Genomic DNA, 15969 nt, shown 5'->3' on the forward strand with positions numbered 1-15969 from the left:
TGAAATTGAGTCAATGTAACCTGCCCTTCAGGATGACCTAAATGCTGATTACCTGAAATTGAGTCAATGTAACCTGCCAATCAGGATGACTCAAATGCTGGTAACCGGAATATGGGTCAATGTAATGCCTTGTTCACTGCGAAAATAAGGTATACCGGCTGAACTGTCATCATATGTAGCATAACGTGAGTGATATCCGATAAAACCTCTTGTGATAATCGGTGAAGTTTGGCATCATAGTTGTTGTAAATGCTTCCTGCCCCGGCGGCGGGATAAAATATATATTTAAGTGAGAAGCGGGGGGTCTAAGCATTAGCCGGAAACGGCACCCGCGGAATGGGGAGTTATATGAAAAAAACATTAATGATAATGTCGGGAGTTCTTTTACTTTCTCTTGCAGCCTGCAACGCAAATAAGGTTCCGGAGGCTACAAAGGAAGAAACAACCGAGGCTCAGGAAAGAGAGCTGGTGGGAAGCGCGGAAGGTTTTGGCGGAACCATTACCGTGACACTCACCATGAAGGGAGACGACATCGTTAAGGCTTCCATAGAGGGTAATGATGAAACCCCGGAGGTTGGCGGCGCAGCCCTTCCCGAGCTTGAGAAGCAGCTGGTTGAAAAGGACGGCTATGAGATCGACGGAGTTTCCGGAGCTACCTATACTTCGGAGGGTGTTATGAATGCCGCAAAGGATGCATTGGGACTCTTTGATGCAGAGGAGCCAAAGGAAACCACTAAGGGCTGATAAGTCAAAGCTGTCATCTTCTTCGATCAGAATTTGAGAAGCCAATCGCACGGCAAAATAACGTTTTTACGGAGATAACTTGAAATACTTTGAGAAGTTTTTATCGTCGCACGGCTAGAAACGCTATTACAGAGTTATGATCGTATAGCGTCTGAATGGAGAGTCATTCCTCATGGTTTTTAGTTCTACATTGTTTTTATTCGGTTTCCTGCCACTGACACTGGCAGGTTACTATTTGTGTCTGTTTTTAGATAAAAAGATATTTAAGGACCGTAAGATCTTCGGTAATTACTGGCTGCTTTTTATGAGCCTTATTTTCTTTGCGTGGTCGCAGATCGGCTACGTTTGGATCATAGCTGCAAGCATACTTATAAATTACACAGGTGCCTTGCTCATTTATTCAGGCAGGGAAAAGAATTCGCTGCCTGATTCCGCAGTACAGGTACGAAATGCTAACGGCCTTACGGCAGAGGATTCCGCAGTACAGGTACGAAATGCTAACGGCCTTACGGCAGAGGATTCCGCAGTACAGGTACGAAATCCTAACGGCCTTATGGCAGAGGATTCCGCAGGGCAGGTACGAAATCCTAACGGTCTTACGGCAGAGGATTCCGCAGTACATGCACAAAATCATCCTAACGGCCTTACGGTGAACAAGAGGCCGGAGAAGCTGTTTCTTTTCCTTACGGTTGCGGCAAATCTTCTTTTGCTCTTTTATTTTAAATATTTCGATTTTACCATCGCCACCATCAATCAGATCTTTAAGACAGGTTTTTCTCTCAGAAACATTGTTCTTCCTATAGGAATCAGTTTTTTCACCTTTCAGGCAATGTCCTACACCATCGATGTCTACCGGAACAAGGCCGGGGTTCAGAAGAACCCTTTTAAGCTTGCGCTTTATGTAATGCTGTTCCCTCAGCTGATTGCCGGACCTATAGTGCGTTACACTGACGTTGAGGCAGAGATTGATGAGCGAAGTGTCAGTCTCGATGATTTTTCCGACGGCGCAAGAAGGTTCGTCATAGGACTTTCGAAGAAAGCCCTGATAGCCAATACCATGGCGGTTACCGTGGACAGCATCTGGGGACAGGGCATAGAGAACAATACAGTTGCCATCGCCTGGCTTGGTGCCATAGCATATGGACTACAGATATATTTTGATTTTTCAGGTTATTCGGATATGGCCATAGGCCTGGGAAGGATGTTTGGATTCCATTTTCTTGAGAACTTTGATCTTCCTTACATTTCAAGATCCATAACTGAGTTCTGGAGGCGCTGGCACATTTCGTTGTCAAGCTGGTTCAGGGATTATGTGTACATTCCTCTCGGGGGAAACCGTAAAGGAACGCTGAATACCTACAGAAATCTTTTTATCGTCTTTCTCCTTACCGGCATCTGGCACGGGGCTGCCTGGAACTATATCTTCTGGGGGCTCTGGCATGGGATGTTCATGCTTGTTGAGAGGGCATTCAGGAAGCCGGGTGGAAGTACTGCAGGACATGTAAATGTATCAGTCATGGACACCGGATCACGGGGCAGAAGTGGACCAGAGGTATCACAGATGTCAAAAGAAAACGATGTTTTTGAAAACATAAAAGTATTGATCCGCCACGTATACACACTGCTTGTAGTGCTCATAGGCTGGGTATTTTTCAGAGCCGGCTCACTATCCGAAGGTTTGTGGTATCTGAAGACTATGCTGGGTCGTGCCCTGGGCCAGACTCCGGGATACAGTGTGATGTGGTATCTCGATGGATGGACGGCATTTATTCTGGTGGCAGGCATTGCTTTATCCCTGAATATTCCGGGATTTTTGCTTAGGAAGACAGGGGTTGAAACTGACCGCATACTGAATATAAAAGTGAAGAAATGTGAGGAAAGAGAAGTGCAGGGCAAGACAGAGGTTAAGTCCGAGGTTGAGTCTGAGGTTGAGTCTGCGGTTGAGTCCGAGGTTGAGTCCGAGGTTAAGTCCGAGGTTGAGTCTGAGGTTAAGTCTGAGGGCAATCCGGCTGTATGGACTTTTGCGAGAGACATCGCTCTGATTTTGCTGTTATTGTTATCAGTTATGCGTATAGTTTCCGGAACCTATAACCCGTTTATTTATTTTCAGTTCTGATAATTCAGGATAGCGTTCAGGGATGGTTTCGATGCAGGATGCCTGTTTCATCAGTAGCCTAAAGGCATTATAGAAAAGGAAAGGTTTTCCGGTGGAGAATAAAAAACATCTGAAAAAACAGAATATAGTTTTTGCGGCAGCCTTCCTTTTGGTGCTGTTTATACCCCTAGTTACGGTGAACAGGGAGAATGGCGGTCTGTCCCGGGATGAGAACCGGTATCTGGCGAAGAGAGCAGCCCTTGTGAAGGATGACGGAAGCCTGAACGAAGCATTTGCCTCAGATTTCGAGAACTGGATCAATGACAACATCGGGCTCAGAGCCTTGCTGGTCAAGCTAAATGCAGGGCTTCAGTACCGGGTGTTCGGGAATCTTTCTTCTGCGGGAACCGGCAGCTCCGATTTTTATCTGGGGCCGAAGGGAGAGTTCAACTATGCAGAAAAGGAAATGCTTCTGGATTATCAGCACAAGAATCTTTACTCACAGGAGCAGCTGGATGAGACCGCGGCGGCTTACCAAAAGATAAAGGATACTTTGGAGGCAAGGGGCATAAGATACTATTACATGCAGTGCCGCGATAAGCACAGCATTTACCCCGAACAGTTCATGACCTCCGTGAATCAATACGGGGATGAATCTCTGGTTGACCAGGTCATGAAGAGCCTTAAGGCAAATACTACAGTAGATGTGATCGACACTACAGAGGTTCTGAAAGAAGGTAAAACAGAGGGTGAGACCTTCGGGCGATACACAGACCCTTCCCACTGGACAGAGTTTGGAGCATACCTCGCTTACCGGGAGCTGATGGAAGAACTGAACCGTGGAGTCGGTGAGGCACTTTCATACAATAATGAAAGTACGGGTAATTCCGGAATATTGTTTGATGTTTCCGGGGACGTTTCGCATTTAAATACCGGTTCCGTTTCTGAGGTCTCAAAGCAGGTCAAGGATAATGTTGTAGAGCCGGCGACAAAGTATAAAGTGTTGGAACCGGAGGACTATGACATTGAACTGAAGGATCAGGGAACGACTCTTTACGGCGGAATCCACGAGAAGGATGAACAGTCAAGTTACGTTATAAAGAATCCGGGAGCTGTGGAGGATGATCTTCTGATAACTCCTCTGGAGGGCACCGGCCACAGGATATTCACCTGTGACAAGGCTGGAAATGACGAGGTGGTTCTCATAATAGGAGACTCCTATGTGGAGAATTACATCCTGGATGACATTGCCGAAAGCTTCGGAAAAACCATATTTGTCTGGGGAGATTACTCTGACAGATTCATGGAGTTTATCGAGCTTTACAAGCCTGCCATAGTGATCAATGAAAATGCCGAACGCTGCAGCTACCGTTTTCCGATGATAGTCAGGATGGCGTCGGAAATTTCAGCTTAGAACGAAAGACTGTCGCCGAAGCGATGGTCTTTTTGTTTGGGAGTTATCCACCGGGAACGGCTCTCGCTGGAGAGAATCGTCCCCTGTGGATTTCTTTAGCACAGTGTGCATATTGCTATAGTTTATGAAAACTCGTAAAATGTTAGGGTCAACTGAATTGTCAGTAAAAAGCGAAAGGATATAGAAATAATGGATCTTTTTGAATATATGGCGGAGAAGAATAAAGAGGATGAAGCCCCCCTTGCTTCACGTATGAGGCCTCAGACCCTTGATGAGGTGGTGGGGCAGGAACATATCGTCGGCCCGGGAAAGCTGCTCTATCGTGCCATAAAGGCGGATAAGCTGGGCTCCATTATATTTTACGGACCGCCGGGAACCGGAAAGACAACATTGGCAAAGGTCATCGCCCATACCACAAGCGCGGATTTTGAATCTGTCAATGCAACTGTGGCCGGCAAAAAGGACCTTGAGGAAGTGGTGACGAAGGCTAAGCAGAATCAGGGTGGCTATGGCAGAAAAACCATACTGTTTGTAGACGAGATACACCGTTTCAATAAAGCCCAGCAGGATTTCCTCCTTCCCTATGTTGAAGACGGCACGGTCACGCTCATTGGTGCCACAACGGAAAATCCTTACTTCGAGGTAAACAGCGCTCTCATTTCCAGGTCAAGGATCTTTGAACTAAAACCTTTGTCTCAGGAAAATGTTGCAACCCTTATAGACAGGGCGCTTTCAGATTCCGTAAAGGGAGTCGGGTCTTTTCATGCATACATTGACGATGATGCGAGAGCATTTCTTTCCGACACGGCAAACGGAGATGCGAGAGCTGCCCTTAATGCCATCGAGCTTGCTGTCCTCACCACTGACAGGGAACCCGACGGACGTATCCATATCACTCTTCCAGTTGCGGCAGAATGCATACAGAAACGGGCTGTCAGATATGATAAGGACAGCGACAACCATTACGACACCATTTCGGCCTTTATCAAATCCATGCGGGGCTCTGATCCCGATGCGGCGGTTTATTATCTTGCCCGCATGCTGAAGGCCGGAGAAGACATTAAATTCATTGCGAGACGTATCGTTATCTGCGCTTCCGAGGATGTGGGTAATGCTGACCCACAGGCACTGGTAGTGGCGACCAATGCATTCCTGGCTATCGAACGTGTGGGGATGCCGGAAGCCCAGATCATTCTTTCCCAGGCCTGCACTTATGTGGCGTCGGCTCCAAAGAGCAATGCCTGCTGCGTGGCGATATCCGAGGCAATGTCCGAGGTGGACAGAAGCGGAAATCTTCCCATACCGCCCTATCTTCAGGATGCCCATTATCCTGCAAGCAGCAAACTCGGCAGGGGAATCGGATACAAATATCCTCATGATTTTCCCGGAAACTGGGTGGAGCAGCAGTATCTGCCGGACGCCATAAAGGATGCGGAATTTTATCATTATCCTCATAAACATAAAAGATGAGAGAATCCTTGCGGATTCTTTTGAAGCGCTCAAAGCCGGATTTTCACTTTTTTTAATAAAGTGTTAAGAGGTTTCGGGTAGAAGTGAAACTTCTTTAGTGCTATTTTTATTATCACCTGGTCTGTGGGATTAGTTTCCCGGGACCCGGAAATAAGAAAAAGAGGAGAATAAAAGTGTGGTTATGACCTTTGGGGCTTAATGCATCGGGGATTGTGACACACGGAATGGAGAAACATTATGAAAAAGTTTGTTTATACAGCAATGACAGTTCTGGCAGTTCTTTCTCTTGCTGCCTGTCAGGGTGGAAAGAAAGAGGCGGCAGAGACTACTGCTCAAGCAGCTACTGAAGATAATTCAGGAATAGGAGTTGACGGGGATTCAAGTGTAGCAGGACCTGTTGACATATCAAATATGCAGAGTTTCCAGGCTACAGTGCAGAAACTGGATGGTAAAAATCTTACAGTTGAGTATGTGGATGGTACAAGTTTAACACTGGATACAACTGATGCATTTGTAAATCCTGCATGGGAGCTTATGCCTGGTGATGAAGTCGAAATCTTCTATAATGGAGACGAGGGCTCCGATATCCCGGCTGATGGCGCAAAGGTGGCTGAGGTTGTTATGTCGGTTCCTTATGAGTATGTTTCTGATGATTTTTCAGCAGAGCCTCAGGTTTACGGCGAGATAACAAAGCTTTCGGATGATTCCATCACAATAAGAGAGGATGAGGGTATAAACACTGATGACGGTCCTCAGGATGGAGTTGAGTATACTTTCAAGATTCCTTCATATGCCACAACCATAGGAAAAGCCAAGGTTGGAACTTATGCGCAGGTTCTTTATCTCGGAAAGCTTTCATCCGATGATGCCAAAGCATACCGCATCTGTACAGATGACAAGCTTGAAGGTGATGAATCAGAGGTTTTTGAGATCAAGGGAACTCTTGCTCAGTTCAAAGACGGTATCATCTACCTTAAGACTGATGAGGGTGAGGTTTTCTGTTTCACTATAGATGGTGATGAGAAGCTGGCAAAGGTTGCCGCTGATTCTATCGATAAAAAGGTTAAGATCAGTTACACCGATTCTATCAGAATGAGAGTTTCTACTTGTGACGGAATTAAGTTTGTGAAGTGATAAAAAAGCCGGAGGGCATCCATTTTTAAATGGATGCCCTCCGGTTTTACAAAAGTACTATCAAAAAATACAGGTGCCTCGCTACTAATCACTGAAATCTGCGTCCAGCGCGATGTATAGTTTGTAGTCCGGATATACTTCCCGGATCTTGTCTGATATTTCTTTCAGGATTTCTTCCTTATTGTTTGCCTTAAAGCTTATAACCATATCGAAGGTTATGTTTTTCAGTTCTTCGTCAACATAGAAGCCATGCATCTGAAGCACATATTCATGTGACAGTACGATGTTTCTGCAGGTTTCCATCATGGCGTGAGCATTATCATCCTTCGTGTTAATGGAATAAACGCTGACACCCTCAAGCATCACCTTATGTTTCTTATAAACCTCTCGACGGATATTTCTGGTGAGTCTGTCTATCTCTCCGGCAGTCATGGTATCAGGTATTTCAATGTGTACTGAACCTACGTAGGTATCGGGACCGTAGGCATGAAGCACCAGATCATAGGCTCCGTTTACTTCAGGAAAGCTGGCGATGGTCGCTTTGATGGCCTTTGTAAAAGAGGCATCTGCTCTTTCTCCGAGTATCTGGGATACCGTATCCTTGAGCATCTCTATACCTGATTTTATGATCACGATGGAAATAATGGCGCCGAGCCAGGCTTCCAGGGAAATGCCTGAAGTCATATATATGGCGGCAGCAACCAGTGTCGATGCAGAGATGATGGAATCAAGGGTCGCATCTGTTCCCGAGGCTATGAGCGCATCGGAGTTTACTTTTTCACCAACACTTTTTACATATCTTCCGAGAATTATCTTAACTACCACAGCTGCCGCAACTATAACAAGTGTGACTGTACTGTAATCGGCTTTCTCAGGAGAAATGATCTTCTTTACCGATTCCACAAAAGATGTGACGCCGGCATAGAGAACGATGACAGAGATGATGGTTGCACTAAGGTACTCAAGTCTTCCGTATCCAAGGGGATGTTTTTTGTCGGGTTTTCTTCCTGCGAGCTTTGTCCCGACTATGGTTATGACCGATGACATGGCATCGGATAAGTTGTTGACCGCATCAAGCACGATGGCGATGGAGTTTGACAGCACACCGACTACAGCTTTAAAGGTGGCGAGGAAAACATTGGCAACTATACCTATGATGCTGGTTCTAACGATGACGCTGTCTCTGCTTTGCTCTGTATTTTCTTGTGACATAAATCTGATCCTCCCCATAAAGGTATAGTTATCTCCGTTTATGTCTGACATAGCGATACAGATATATCCGGATTCCTATATCCTTTTATTTATTATCTCAAGATATGTTAACCTAATCGGAAATGTTTTGTAAATAGTTAAACTGAAAGCCTACCGCTTCACAAAGAGCGGATCAGGGGCTCTGGTACTTCCGGAGCACAGCTACAGCTTCGACTATGAGCTAGAAGAAGATACTCTCAAGGTGGATTTCGAGAAGAGTAACCTCAGGGACTCAACCTTCAAGGTATCCATCGTAGACGGAGTCATAAGCCTTTGGGTTTCTGAATCACTTAAAGCTATTATGAATTTTTGATGTGGTATTGACAGAAATTAATATAACATGTATGATTTCACACGAATATTCAAAAGCCCCATATCTATGGGCAAAAAGATTTGAACTATCTTAGTTTCAATTATCTATATTTATATCTTTAAAGATATCCCTAATTTTATTTTTTGATCAGAAGTTTATTAAACGAACTTTTAATAAATGCTTTTGATTTTGATGCTATACTAAAACTATGTGAAGGATCATAAATGAAAAACGAAAAAATGAATAAAGGACTGTTGGACAGTCAGCTGATACTCGATGAAAAGAAAAGGCTAAATGAGCAGCGGATAGGAAGAGAAGAACATAAGCGTGAGCAAATTGCAGAAATGCTACAGGATGGCAAAACACCGGAAGAGATAGCATCTTTCTGCAAGTATCCCATGAAGCTTATAGAGGAAGTACAGAATAGTATGATGTCAGTTAAATGATACATAATTCTCGCATGATCATCCATTTTTTTGTATGGGAATTATGATAGTATAAGCACATAAGAATATATGTATGTAGTGAGAAGAGGTGCAGTAAATGTTAAAGACTGTCGGACTTGGCATTCAGGATTATGAGAAGGTCATAGAACAAAACAATTTCTATATTGACAAAACAAAGTTTATATCTGAGTGGTGGAGAAGCAACGATGATATAACTTTGATCACCCGTCCGCGCCGTTTCGGAAAGACATTGATGCTGAGCACAGTGGAAAAGTTCTTCTCGATTAGACAGGGAAACAATGAGGAACTCTTTAGGGGATTAAATATTTCCAAAGATACAGAAATGATGGAGGAGTGTGGCAGGTGGCCGGTACTCTTTGTTTCATTTGCCGGGGTTAAAGCAGAGACATATCAAGGTGCTTTACAACAGTTTAACTGGCTTTTTACTGAATGGATCGCACGAAATAACTGGCTCAAGGATAAAATGAGTGATAAAGACCAGGATTTTTACAAAAAAGTAAGTTACGACATGGATGAGAAAACAGCCGGTCAATGTCTTAATACTTTTTGCCGATGGCTTTCAGATTACTATGGTAAAAAAGTCATGATCCTGATCGATGAATACGATACCCCAATGCAGGAAGCGTATGTAAACGGATATTGGGACGAGCTGGTTGGATTTATGCGGAACATGTTCAACTCTACACTTAAAACAAATCCTTATCTCGGGAAAGCGCTTCTGACCGGTATCACGAGAGTAAGCAGAGAGTCTTTGTTTTCAGATTTAAATAATCTACAGATAGTAACTATTTCATCAGATATGTATGCAGACTGTTTTGGATTTACAGAAAAGGAAGTATTTGAATCTTTGGACAGTTACGGATACAGTTCCGAAAAGGAAAAGGTAAAAGCATGGTATGACGGGTTTAAGTTTGGAAACACTGAGGATATCTATAATCCATGGTCTATTATTTCATTTTTAAAAAAAGGAAAATATGAGCCGTACTGGGCCAATACAAGTTCAAACTCACTTGTGTCAAAACTAGTGAGAGAAGGAAGCATTGAGATAAAGAAGGCTTTTGAAGAGCTGCTTAATGATGGAGTTATACAAACGAAAATTGATGAACAGCTTGTCTATGGTGAGATGACCGGAAATAAGAATGCCATATGGAGCCTTTTATTTTCAGCAGGATACCTAAAGCCTGTTACGATTGAAGGCGAAGGAAATATGGCAGTATATAGCCTGAAACTCACAAACCACGAAGTAAAGGACAGCTTTAGTCTGCTTGTAGAGAGATGGTTTGAAAATGAAGGAGAAAACTACAGTTATTTCGTAAAGGCCCTTCTGGAAGGCAACATAGACGATATGATGGATACCATGTCGGAAATCTGTGAAGACATGATAAGCACCTTTGACGGGAGCGGCAAGGCGGCCCCTGAAAACTTCTATCATGGCCTTGTGATCGGGCTTCTTGTGGAACTCCGTGACAGATATGAGATAAAGTCAAACCGTGAGAGTGGCCTCGGACGTTATGATGTGATGCTCCGCCCGAAGGACAAAAAGGATAATGCTGTCATAATTGAGTTTAAGGCCAAGCGCAGGAGCGAAAAGGGTAAGACACTTGATGAGCTTTGCGATATGGCATTAAAACAGATCGAAGATAAAAAGTATGAAGCAGAGCTGCTGTCCGCAGGATATGAAAAGGAAAAGATAATAAAGCTTGCCTTTGCCTTTGAGGGAAAGGATGTTCTCATAAAAAGGGATTAAAGATATAAAAGCTATAAAAAACGGTTATACCTAATATGCAAAAACTGCAATGGGTATAACCGTTTTTTGAAGTGAGTAAGAAAATGAGGGAGGTAGTGAATTATGCATTTTATATTGCAATTAACATGTTGTTTTTTGTACAATCAGAAAAATTGATGCGCATTGGAGCAGTAGGAAAAAGGAACCGGATAGATCTGCATCTGTATGTCAGAGATAAACGGTAAAAAACTTACGTTTATAGAGGAGGACCGGGTCGGGACATGGAATATAAGTGGGAGGTATTGTTTGATGAGGATGTGCTTGAAAGAGGCTGGAGTTATTATAAAAAAGGTCATGTAAAGGGATTTGCAGCTTCAGGTAACAGCTGTATAGCAAGAGTTATCGGAACGAAGATGTATAATGTCAGGATCATGTATCCGGATACTGTTAATATGAAGATGAGTTGTGACTGCCCTTATGCGAAAGACGGAAATTTCTGTAAACATGAGGCGGCAGTTCTGTATTATTTCGAGCAATCCAGAACAGTAAGTTCACAGTGGAGCAAGTCACTGAAATCAAACAAGGGTAACACATATTTTAATGTAGAAAAAGTTCTTGAAGGCTATAGCGTTAAAGAGGATGACATTAAAGAAGCCCGTATGATGATCAATAAAGGTGAAATTAAAATCATCAAAGTCGATACTATGTACCTTCGGTCAACATCAGGAGAAACCCGGTTTGCTATAGATGTCATAGGAGAGTGCACATCAGGACGTTTTGGTTCTTTCGATGTGAGGGTGGTGTTCACAAAAGATAAGTTACTTCTTGACGATTGTGCCCGTGATGGAAGCGCGTATTACAGCTATTATTCTCACCGTAGTGTGTGTGCACATGTTTTGGCGCTCCTGATTTTTGCTGATGACTATATCGCCAAGTACAATCCCGGCGACAGCACGGATCTCCATGGTGACAATGTCCTGAGGGCCTATCGTAAGATGCTGAGTAATCAGATCATCGAGGAAAAAACTCAGAAGAAAAATATTGTAAAGATCGAGCCAAAGCTGTCTTTTGGAAGAGATGCTGACAGTGACCTGTCACTTTCCTTCAAGATAGGCATTGAAAAACTCTATAAATTAAAGAGCATAACCAATCTTGTTGAAACAAGAGAACAAAATGGAACTCTAAAACTTGGAACCAAGAACATGATATCCTTCATGGACTATGATTTCGATGAGGAATCAAAAAAGTACTATGAAATCATAGAGAAGGCCAAAAGTGAAGTAGATTATATCTCACAGAAGATCAACAATCTGAGATACTACTATGGCGATAATATAACATTAAAGGATAAGGTTGATTTAACTCCTGAAATCCTCGATATGTTTTATGAGTCAACAAAAGGTAAAACTATCGATATCGACGGAAGTCCTATTATAAAGAGTATAAAGGTAACAGAGGGTAAGTTAAAGGTAACAGTTGAGATAGAACAATTAAAAGGTAAAGACAAAAAATTTGCCGGACTGTCAGTATGGGTGGATATCCCATATATAATGAAAGGCACGAACAACAGCTACATCCTGGATGAGGAAAATGCTGTATTCTATAAAGTTGACGAACTTTCACCTATGGTAAACATGCTTATAGAAAGTGTGAAGGATACTCCTGACATGTCCTTTACTATAGGAAAGAAAAAGCTTTCGGAGTTCTATTACAGATTTCTGCCGAAGCTTCTCGAGTGTCCGGAGATAGAGGTGGTGGAAAATGGCAAGACGCCGCTCCAAAAATATCTTCCGCCTGAGTGCGAGATAGTTTTCTATATGGATGCCAATGAGGATTTCATCATAGGAAAAGTGCAGGCCAGGTATGGCGATGAAGCAATCCATCTTCATAAGCTCACGGATGCAGACTTTCCATTTCCGGAAACCAGAGATATGGAGTATGAACAGAATGCTGTAAATACTTTAATGAAGTATCTCCCTGACGTAAGCTCTGACAACGAGACATTTGCCTGCGAAAAAACAGGGGAGAATACCTTTGACCTTTTGAACGAAGGTATGAAGGACATGATGGCCATAGGCGAGATTCATGCCAGCAAGGATTTTGAGAAACTGAAAATCCGTAAAGCGCCGGTAACGAGAGTCGGAGTATCTGTAGAAAGCGGAATTCTGAATCTGGAGATATCTACCGATGATATGTCGGAAGAGGAGCTTCTGGAGCTGCTTGAGAGTTACAGAAAAAAGAAAAAGTTTTTCAAGCTGAAAAATGGCGATTTCATCAGACTTGAGCAGGATGACACCATAGAAGAGCTAATGGCTACCATGCAGGCCATGGGAGTAGATGCGAGAGATTTCACCAAAGGTAAACTGCATTTGCCCATGTATCGTGCCATATTTGTCAACAACCTGCTGGAAGAGCATGATGAAATTGCGGCAGACAGAGACAAGAACTTCAAGTCACTCATCAGAAATTTCAACACGGTTAAGGAAAGTGACATCGAGGTTCCGGAAAATCTCGCCAAGGTTCTCCGGGGGTATCAGATATATGGATTTAAGTGGCTGAGTATGCTGTCTGAGCTTGGCTTCGGGGGTATTCTTGCCGACGATATGGGTCTCGGTAAAACGATACAGGTTATAGCTCTTCTGCAAAGCAGAAAAAACCTGCTGGAGAAGGAAGGCAAGAGGTTAACTTCCCTCATCGTATGTCCCGCATCACTGGTTTATAACTGGGAGGAAGAGTTCAGGCGATTTGCACCTTCTGTGGAGGTAAGGGCCGTTGCGGGTACATTGGCTGAGAGAAAGGCTATACTGTCTCAGGAGGTTCTGCCTGAGGTGCTGGTCACATCCTATGACCTTTTGAAACGGGATATCGGAGCCTATGAAGGAAAGAAGTTTGATCATGAGATCATCGATGAGGCACAGTTTATAAAAAATCCTAAAGCTGCTGTATCAAAGTCGGTGAAGGTTATAAATGCAGAGCATAGATTTGCACTGACAGGTACACCTATCGAAAACAGATTAAGTGAACTTTGGAGCATCTTTGACTATCTCATGCCGGGTTTCCTCTATACCTATGACCGCTTCAGAAGTGATTTTGAAAATGCTATAACAAAGTATAAGGATGAGGAAATCACAAAACAGCTGAAAAACATGGTAGGACCGTTTATCCTTAGGAGACTAAAGGAAAATGTGCTGAAGGATCTTCCGGATAAGATGGAGGAGATTCGTTTTACAAAGTTTGATGCTGCCCAGAGAAAACTCTATGATGCTCAGGTCACTCATATGAAGAAGCTTCTGGAAAGCGAAGACTTTAAATCCGGTAAGGATAAACTCAAAGTACTGGCGGAACTCACAAAGATCAGACAGATATGCTGCGATCCGGAGCTTATCACAACCGGCTACACAGGCGAATCTGCCAAGAGAGAATCCTGCCTTGAACTGATCGAAAGTGCCATAGACGGAGGACACAAGATCCTGCTCTTTTCGCAGTTCACTTCCATGTTTGGACTTTTGGAGCGTGATCTCAGGGAACGCGGCATAGAGTTTTATAAGATCACAGGAGAAACCAGGAAAGAAGAGAGAATCAAGCTGGTTCATGCATTTAATGATAATGAAGTCCCGCTGTTTCTCATTTCTCTAAAGGCAGGCGGCACAGGACTCAATCTGACCGGTGCCGACGTTGTCATCCACTATGATCCATGGTGGAATCTTGCTGCTCAGAATCAGGCAACAGACCGTGCCCACAGGATAGGTCAGACCAGAAAGGTTTCTGTATTTAAACTGATCGTTAAAGGCACTATAGAAGAGAAGATAGTTGAGATGCAGAATGCCAAAAAGGATCTGGCTGATGCGATACTGAGTGGAGAGAATGAGTCACTGATGAATATGAGCAGGGAACAGCTGATGGAACTCCTGGGATGAGTATTTCGTATAGCAGTAGAAAAGAGGATAAAAATGAGATGTGTAGTTCAGGTTGTGCAGCATGCAGCTGTCACAGTAGATAATGAAACGATAGGTAAGATCGGACGGGGATTTCTGATATTCCTGGGGGTTTCGGATACAGATACCGAAGAAATGGCGGATAAAATGGTGAAGAAGATCTGCAGCCTCCGGATATTCCCGGATGAAAACGGAAAGACAAACTGCTCTCTTTCGGATGTAGGAGGTTCCGTACTTGTGGTCAGCCAGTTTACACTGTATGCCAACTGCAAAAAAGGTAACCGCCCAAGCTTTATCGAGGCCGGAGCCCCGGACAAAGCCGATGCCCTTTATCGGTACTTCACAGAACGCTGCAAGGATTACGTTCAAAAGGTAGAGCACGGTGAGTTCGGTGCCGACATGAAGGTCGAACTCCTTAACGACGGCCCCTTTACCCTGATGCTGGATTCAGACCAATTATTTAAATAGCCGATCAGCTATTAAGGCTAAAAAACAACGTTTACAGTTGAGAAGATGAATGATAAATCACCCTCCGGCTCTGTCCTTTCCTGTTTTTCACTTAAACTGGTTTATCTCGTTGTTATAGTGATAATCAATCACCGCAAGGGACTTCACTATGCTGTCCTGATCGACATCAAAAGCCTTACAAAGACTCTCGAGCGAATCATAATTATCACGGAGCTGAGTATTGATAAAGCTCAAAAGCATAACAGGATCTTTTGGAATTGCCATATAAAAACCTTCTTTCATAATTATTTATCAGCAACCTTCAGGTTATATCGGTTACTGTTTAGTTAACCATTAGAACGTGTAAGAAAATGCAAGGGATGGGCCGGCGCACATCCCTTGCATTTTCTGACCGGCATAGAACACCTAAAACTTGTCGCCCAATTATATAACCTGAAGTTTGCTCCGTCAATTTCCTTGTCTAAGCCCCGCCAAAATTATATAATATTTCTAGTTTTTACGAAAAATCGGAGGTTCGACATGAAAGACGATAATTGCATTTTTTGTAAACTGGCAAATGGAGATATACCCACAACAACCCTGTATCAGGACGATACATTCAGAGTGATCTTTGATGCAAACCCGGCATCAGACGGACACGTGCTCATCATCCCAAAGGAGCACTATCAGGACCTCACAGAGCTTCCCGACAACATAGCTTCAGGGGTAATGCCTCTTGCCGGAAAGATCGGAACAGCCATGAAAAAGGCTATCGGCGCTAAGGGCTTTAATGTTGTCCAGAATAACGGAGAAGCAGCAGGCCAAACCGTAAACCACTTCCATACCCACATCATCCCACGCTACGGCAATGCTGATGAGATGGTTCTCTGGAAGCCCGGAAAGACAGCTCCGGAAAAGATGGCTGAAATCTGCGATAAGCTCGTAAAGGCACTTTGATTCCTGAGTCGTTAAA

General features: G+C 43.6%; 13 protein-coding genes. 11 read left to right on the plus strand and 2 right to left on the minus strand.

Annotated features, from left to right (window positions below):
* Positions 1-348: 348 nt before the first annotated feature.
* From BLV86_RS07840 to BLV86_RS07860, 5 genes are all read left to right on the plus strand, one after another.
* Entirely contained in the window at positions 349-744 is a 396-nt protein-coding gene (locus BLV86_RS07840; protein ID WP_031547903.1) for an FMN-binding protein, read from the plus strand.
* Between the two features lie 172 nt (positions 745-916).
* A complete protein-coding gene (locus BLV86_RS17805; RefSeq protein WP_242873264.1) occupies positions 917-2860 on the plus strand; it encodes an MBOAT family O-acyltransferase in 1944 nt (647 codons plus the stop codon).
* 91 nt (positions 2861-2951) lie between these two features.
* A complete protein-coding gene (locus BLV86_RS07850) occupies positions 2952-4253 on the plus strand; it encodes an alginate O-acetyltransferase AlgX-related protein (RefSeq protein ID WP_090816110.1) in 1302 nt (433 codons plus the stop codon).
* A 189-nt stretch (positions 4254-4442) separates the two neighbouring features.
* A complete protein-coding gene (locus BLV86_RS07855; protein ID WP_044915858.1) occupies positions 4443-5723 on the plus strand; it encodes a replication-associated recombination protein A in 1281 nt (426 codons plus the stop codon).
* A 237-nt stretch (positions 5724-5960) separates the two neighbouring features.
* Positions 5961-6857 carry a hypothetical protein gene (locus BLV86_RS07860; RefSeq protein WP_090816112.1) on the plus strand — a complete coding sequence of 299 codons (897 nt, stop codon included), beginning with the start codon at positions 5961-5963 and terminating at the stop codon, positions 6855-6857.
* 84 nt (positions 6858-6941) lie between these two features.
* On the opposite strand, the gene BLV86_RS07865 is transcribed toward BLV86_RS07860, so the two are convergent.
* Positions 6942-8069 carry a cation diffusion facilitator family transporter gene (locus tag BLV86_RS07865; protein WP_090816114.1) on the minus strand — a complete coding sequence of 376 codons (1128 nt, stop codon included), beginning with the start codon at positions 8067-8069 and terminating at the stop codon, positions 6942-6944.
* Positions 8070-8211: 142 nt separating this feature from the next.
* On the opposite strand from BLV86_RS07865, the gene BLV86_RS18755 reads away from it, so the two are divergent.
* From BLV86_RS18755 to dtd, 5 genes are all read left to right on the plus strand, one after another.
* Positions 8212-8421, plus strand: a complete 210-nt coding sequence (locus BLV86_RS18755; RefSeq protein WP_442950762.1) for a DUF5640 domain-containing protein — start codon at positions 8212-8214, stop codon at positions 8419-8421.
* Between the two features lie 224 nt (positions 8422-8645).
* A complete protein-coding gene (locus tag BLV86_RS07870) occupies positions 8646-8867 on the plus strand; it encodes a hypothetical protein (RefSeq protein WP_031547914.1) in 222 nt (73 codons plus the stop codon).
* Positions 8868-8964: 97 nt separating this feature from the next.
* A complete protein-coding gene (locus tag BLV86_RS07875; protein ID WP_090816116.1) occupies positions 8965-10635 on the plus strand; it encodes an AAA family ATPase in 1671 nt (556 codons plus the stop codon).
* Between the two features lie 260 nt (positions 10636-10895).
* A complete protein-coding gene (locus BLV86_RS07880; RefSeq protein ID WP_049962202.1) occupies positions 10896-14531 on the plus strand; it encodes an SNF2-related protein in 3636 nt (1211 codons plus the stop codon).
* Positions 14532-14564: 33 nt separating this feature from the next.
* Complete coding sequence (dtd, locus tag BLV86_RS07885) at positions 14565-15017, plus strand: D-aminoacyl-tRNA deacylase (RefSeq protein ID WP_090816118.1); 453 nt, start codon at positions 14565-14567, stop codon at positions 15015-15017.
* An 87-nt stretch (positions 15018-15104) separates the two neighbouring features.
* Here the strand turns inward: dtd and BLV86_RS07890 are convergent, their stop codons facing one another.
* Positions 15105-15281 (minus strand): DUF4250 domain-containing protein, encoded by a 177-nt coding sequence (locus BLV86_RS07890; RefSeq protein WP_090816120.1) that lies wholly within the window; start codon positions 15279-15281, stop codon positions 15105-15107.
* A 255-nt stretch (positions 15282-15536) separates the two neighbouring features.
* On the opposite strand from BLV86_RS07890, the gene BLV86_RS07895 reads away from it, so the two are divergent.
* On the plus strand, positions 15537-15953 hold the full coding sequence (locus BLV86_RS07895; protein ID WP_031547924.1) for an HIT family protein: 417 nt from the start codon (positions 15537-15539) through the stop codon (positions 15951-15953).
* The last annotated feature ends 16 nt before the right edge of the window (positions 15954-15969 follow it).

It is taken from the genome of Oribacterium sp. KHPX15 (genome assembly GCF_900107835.1).
Taxonomy (GTDB): Bacteria; Bacillota; Clostridia; order Lachnospirales; family Lachnospiraceae; genus Oribacterium.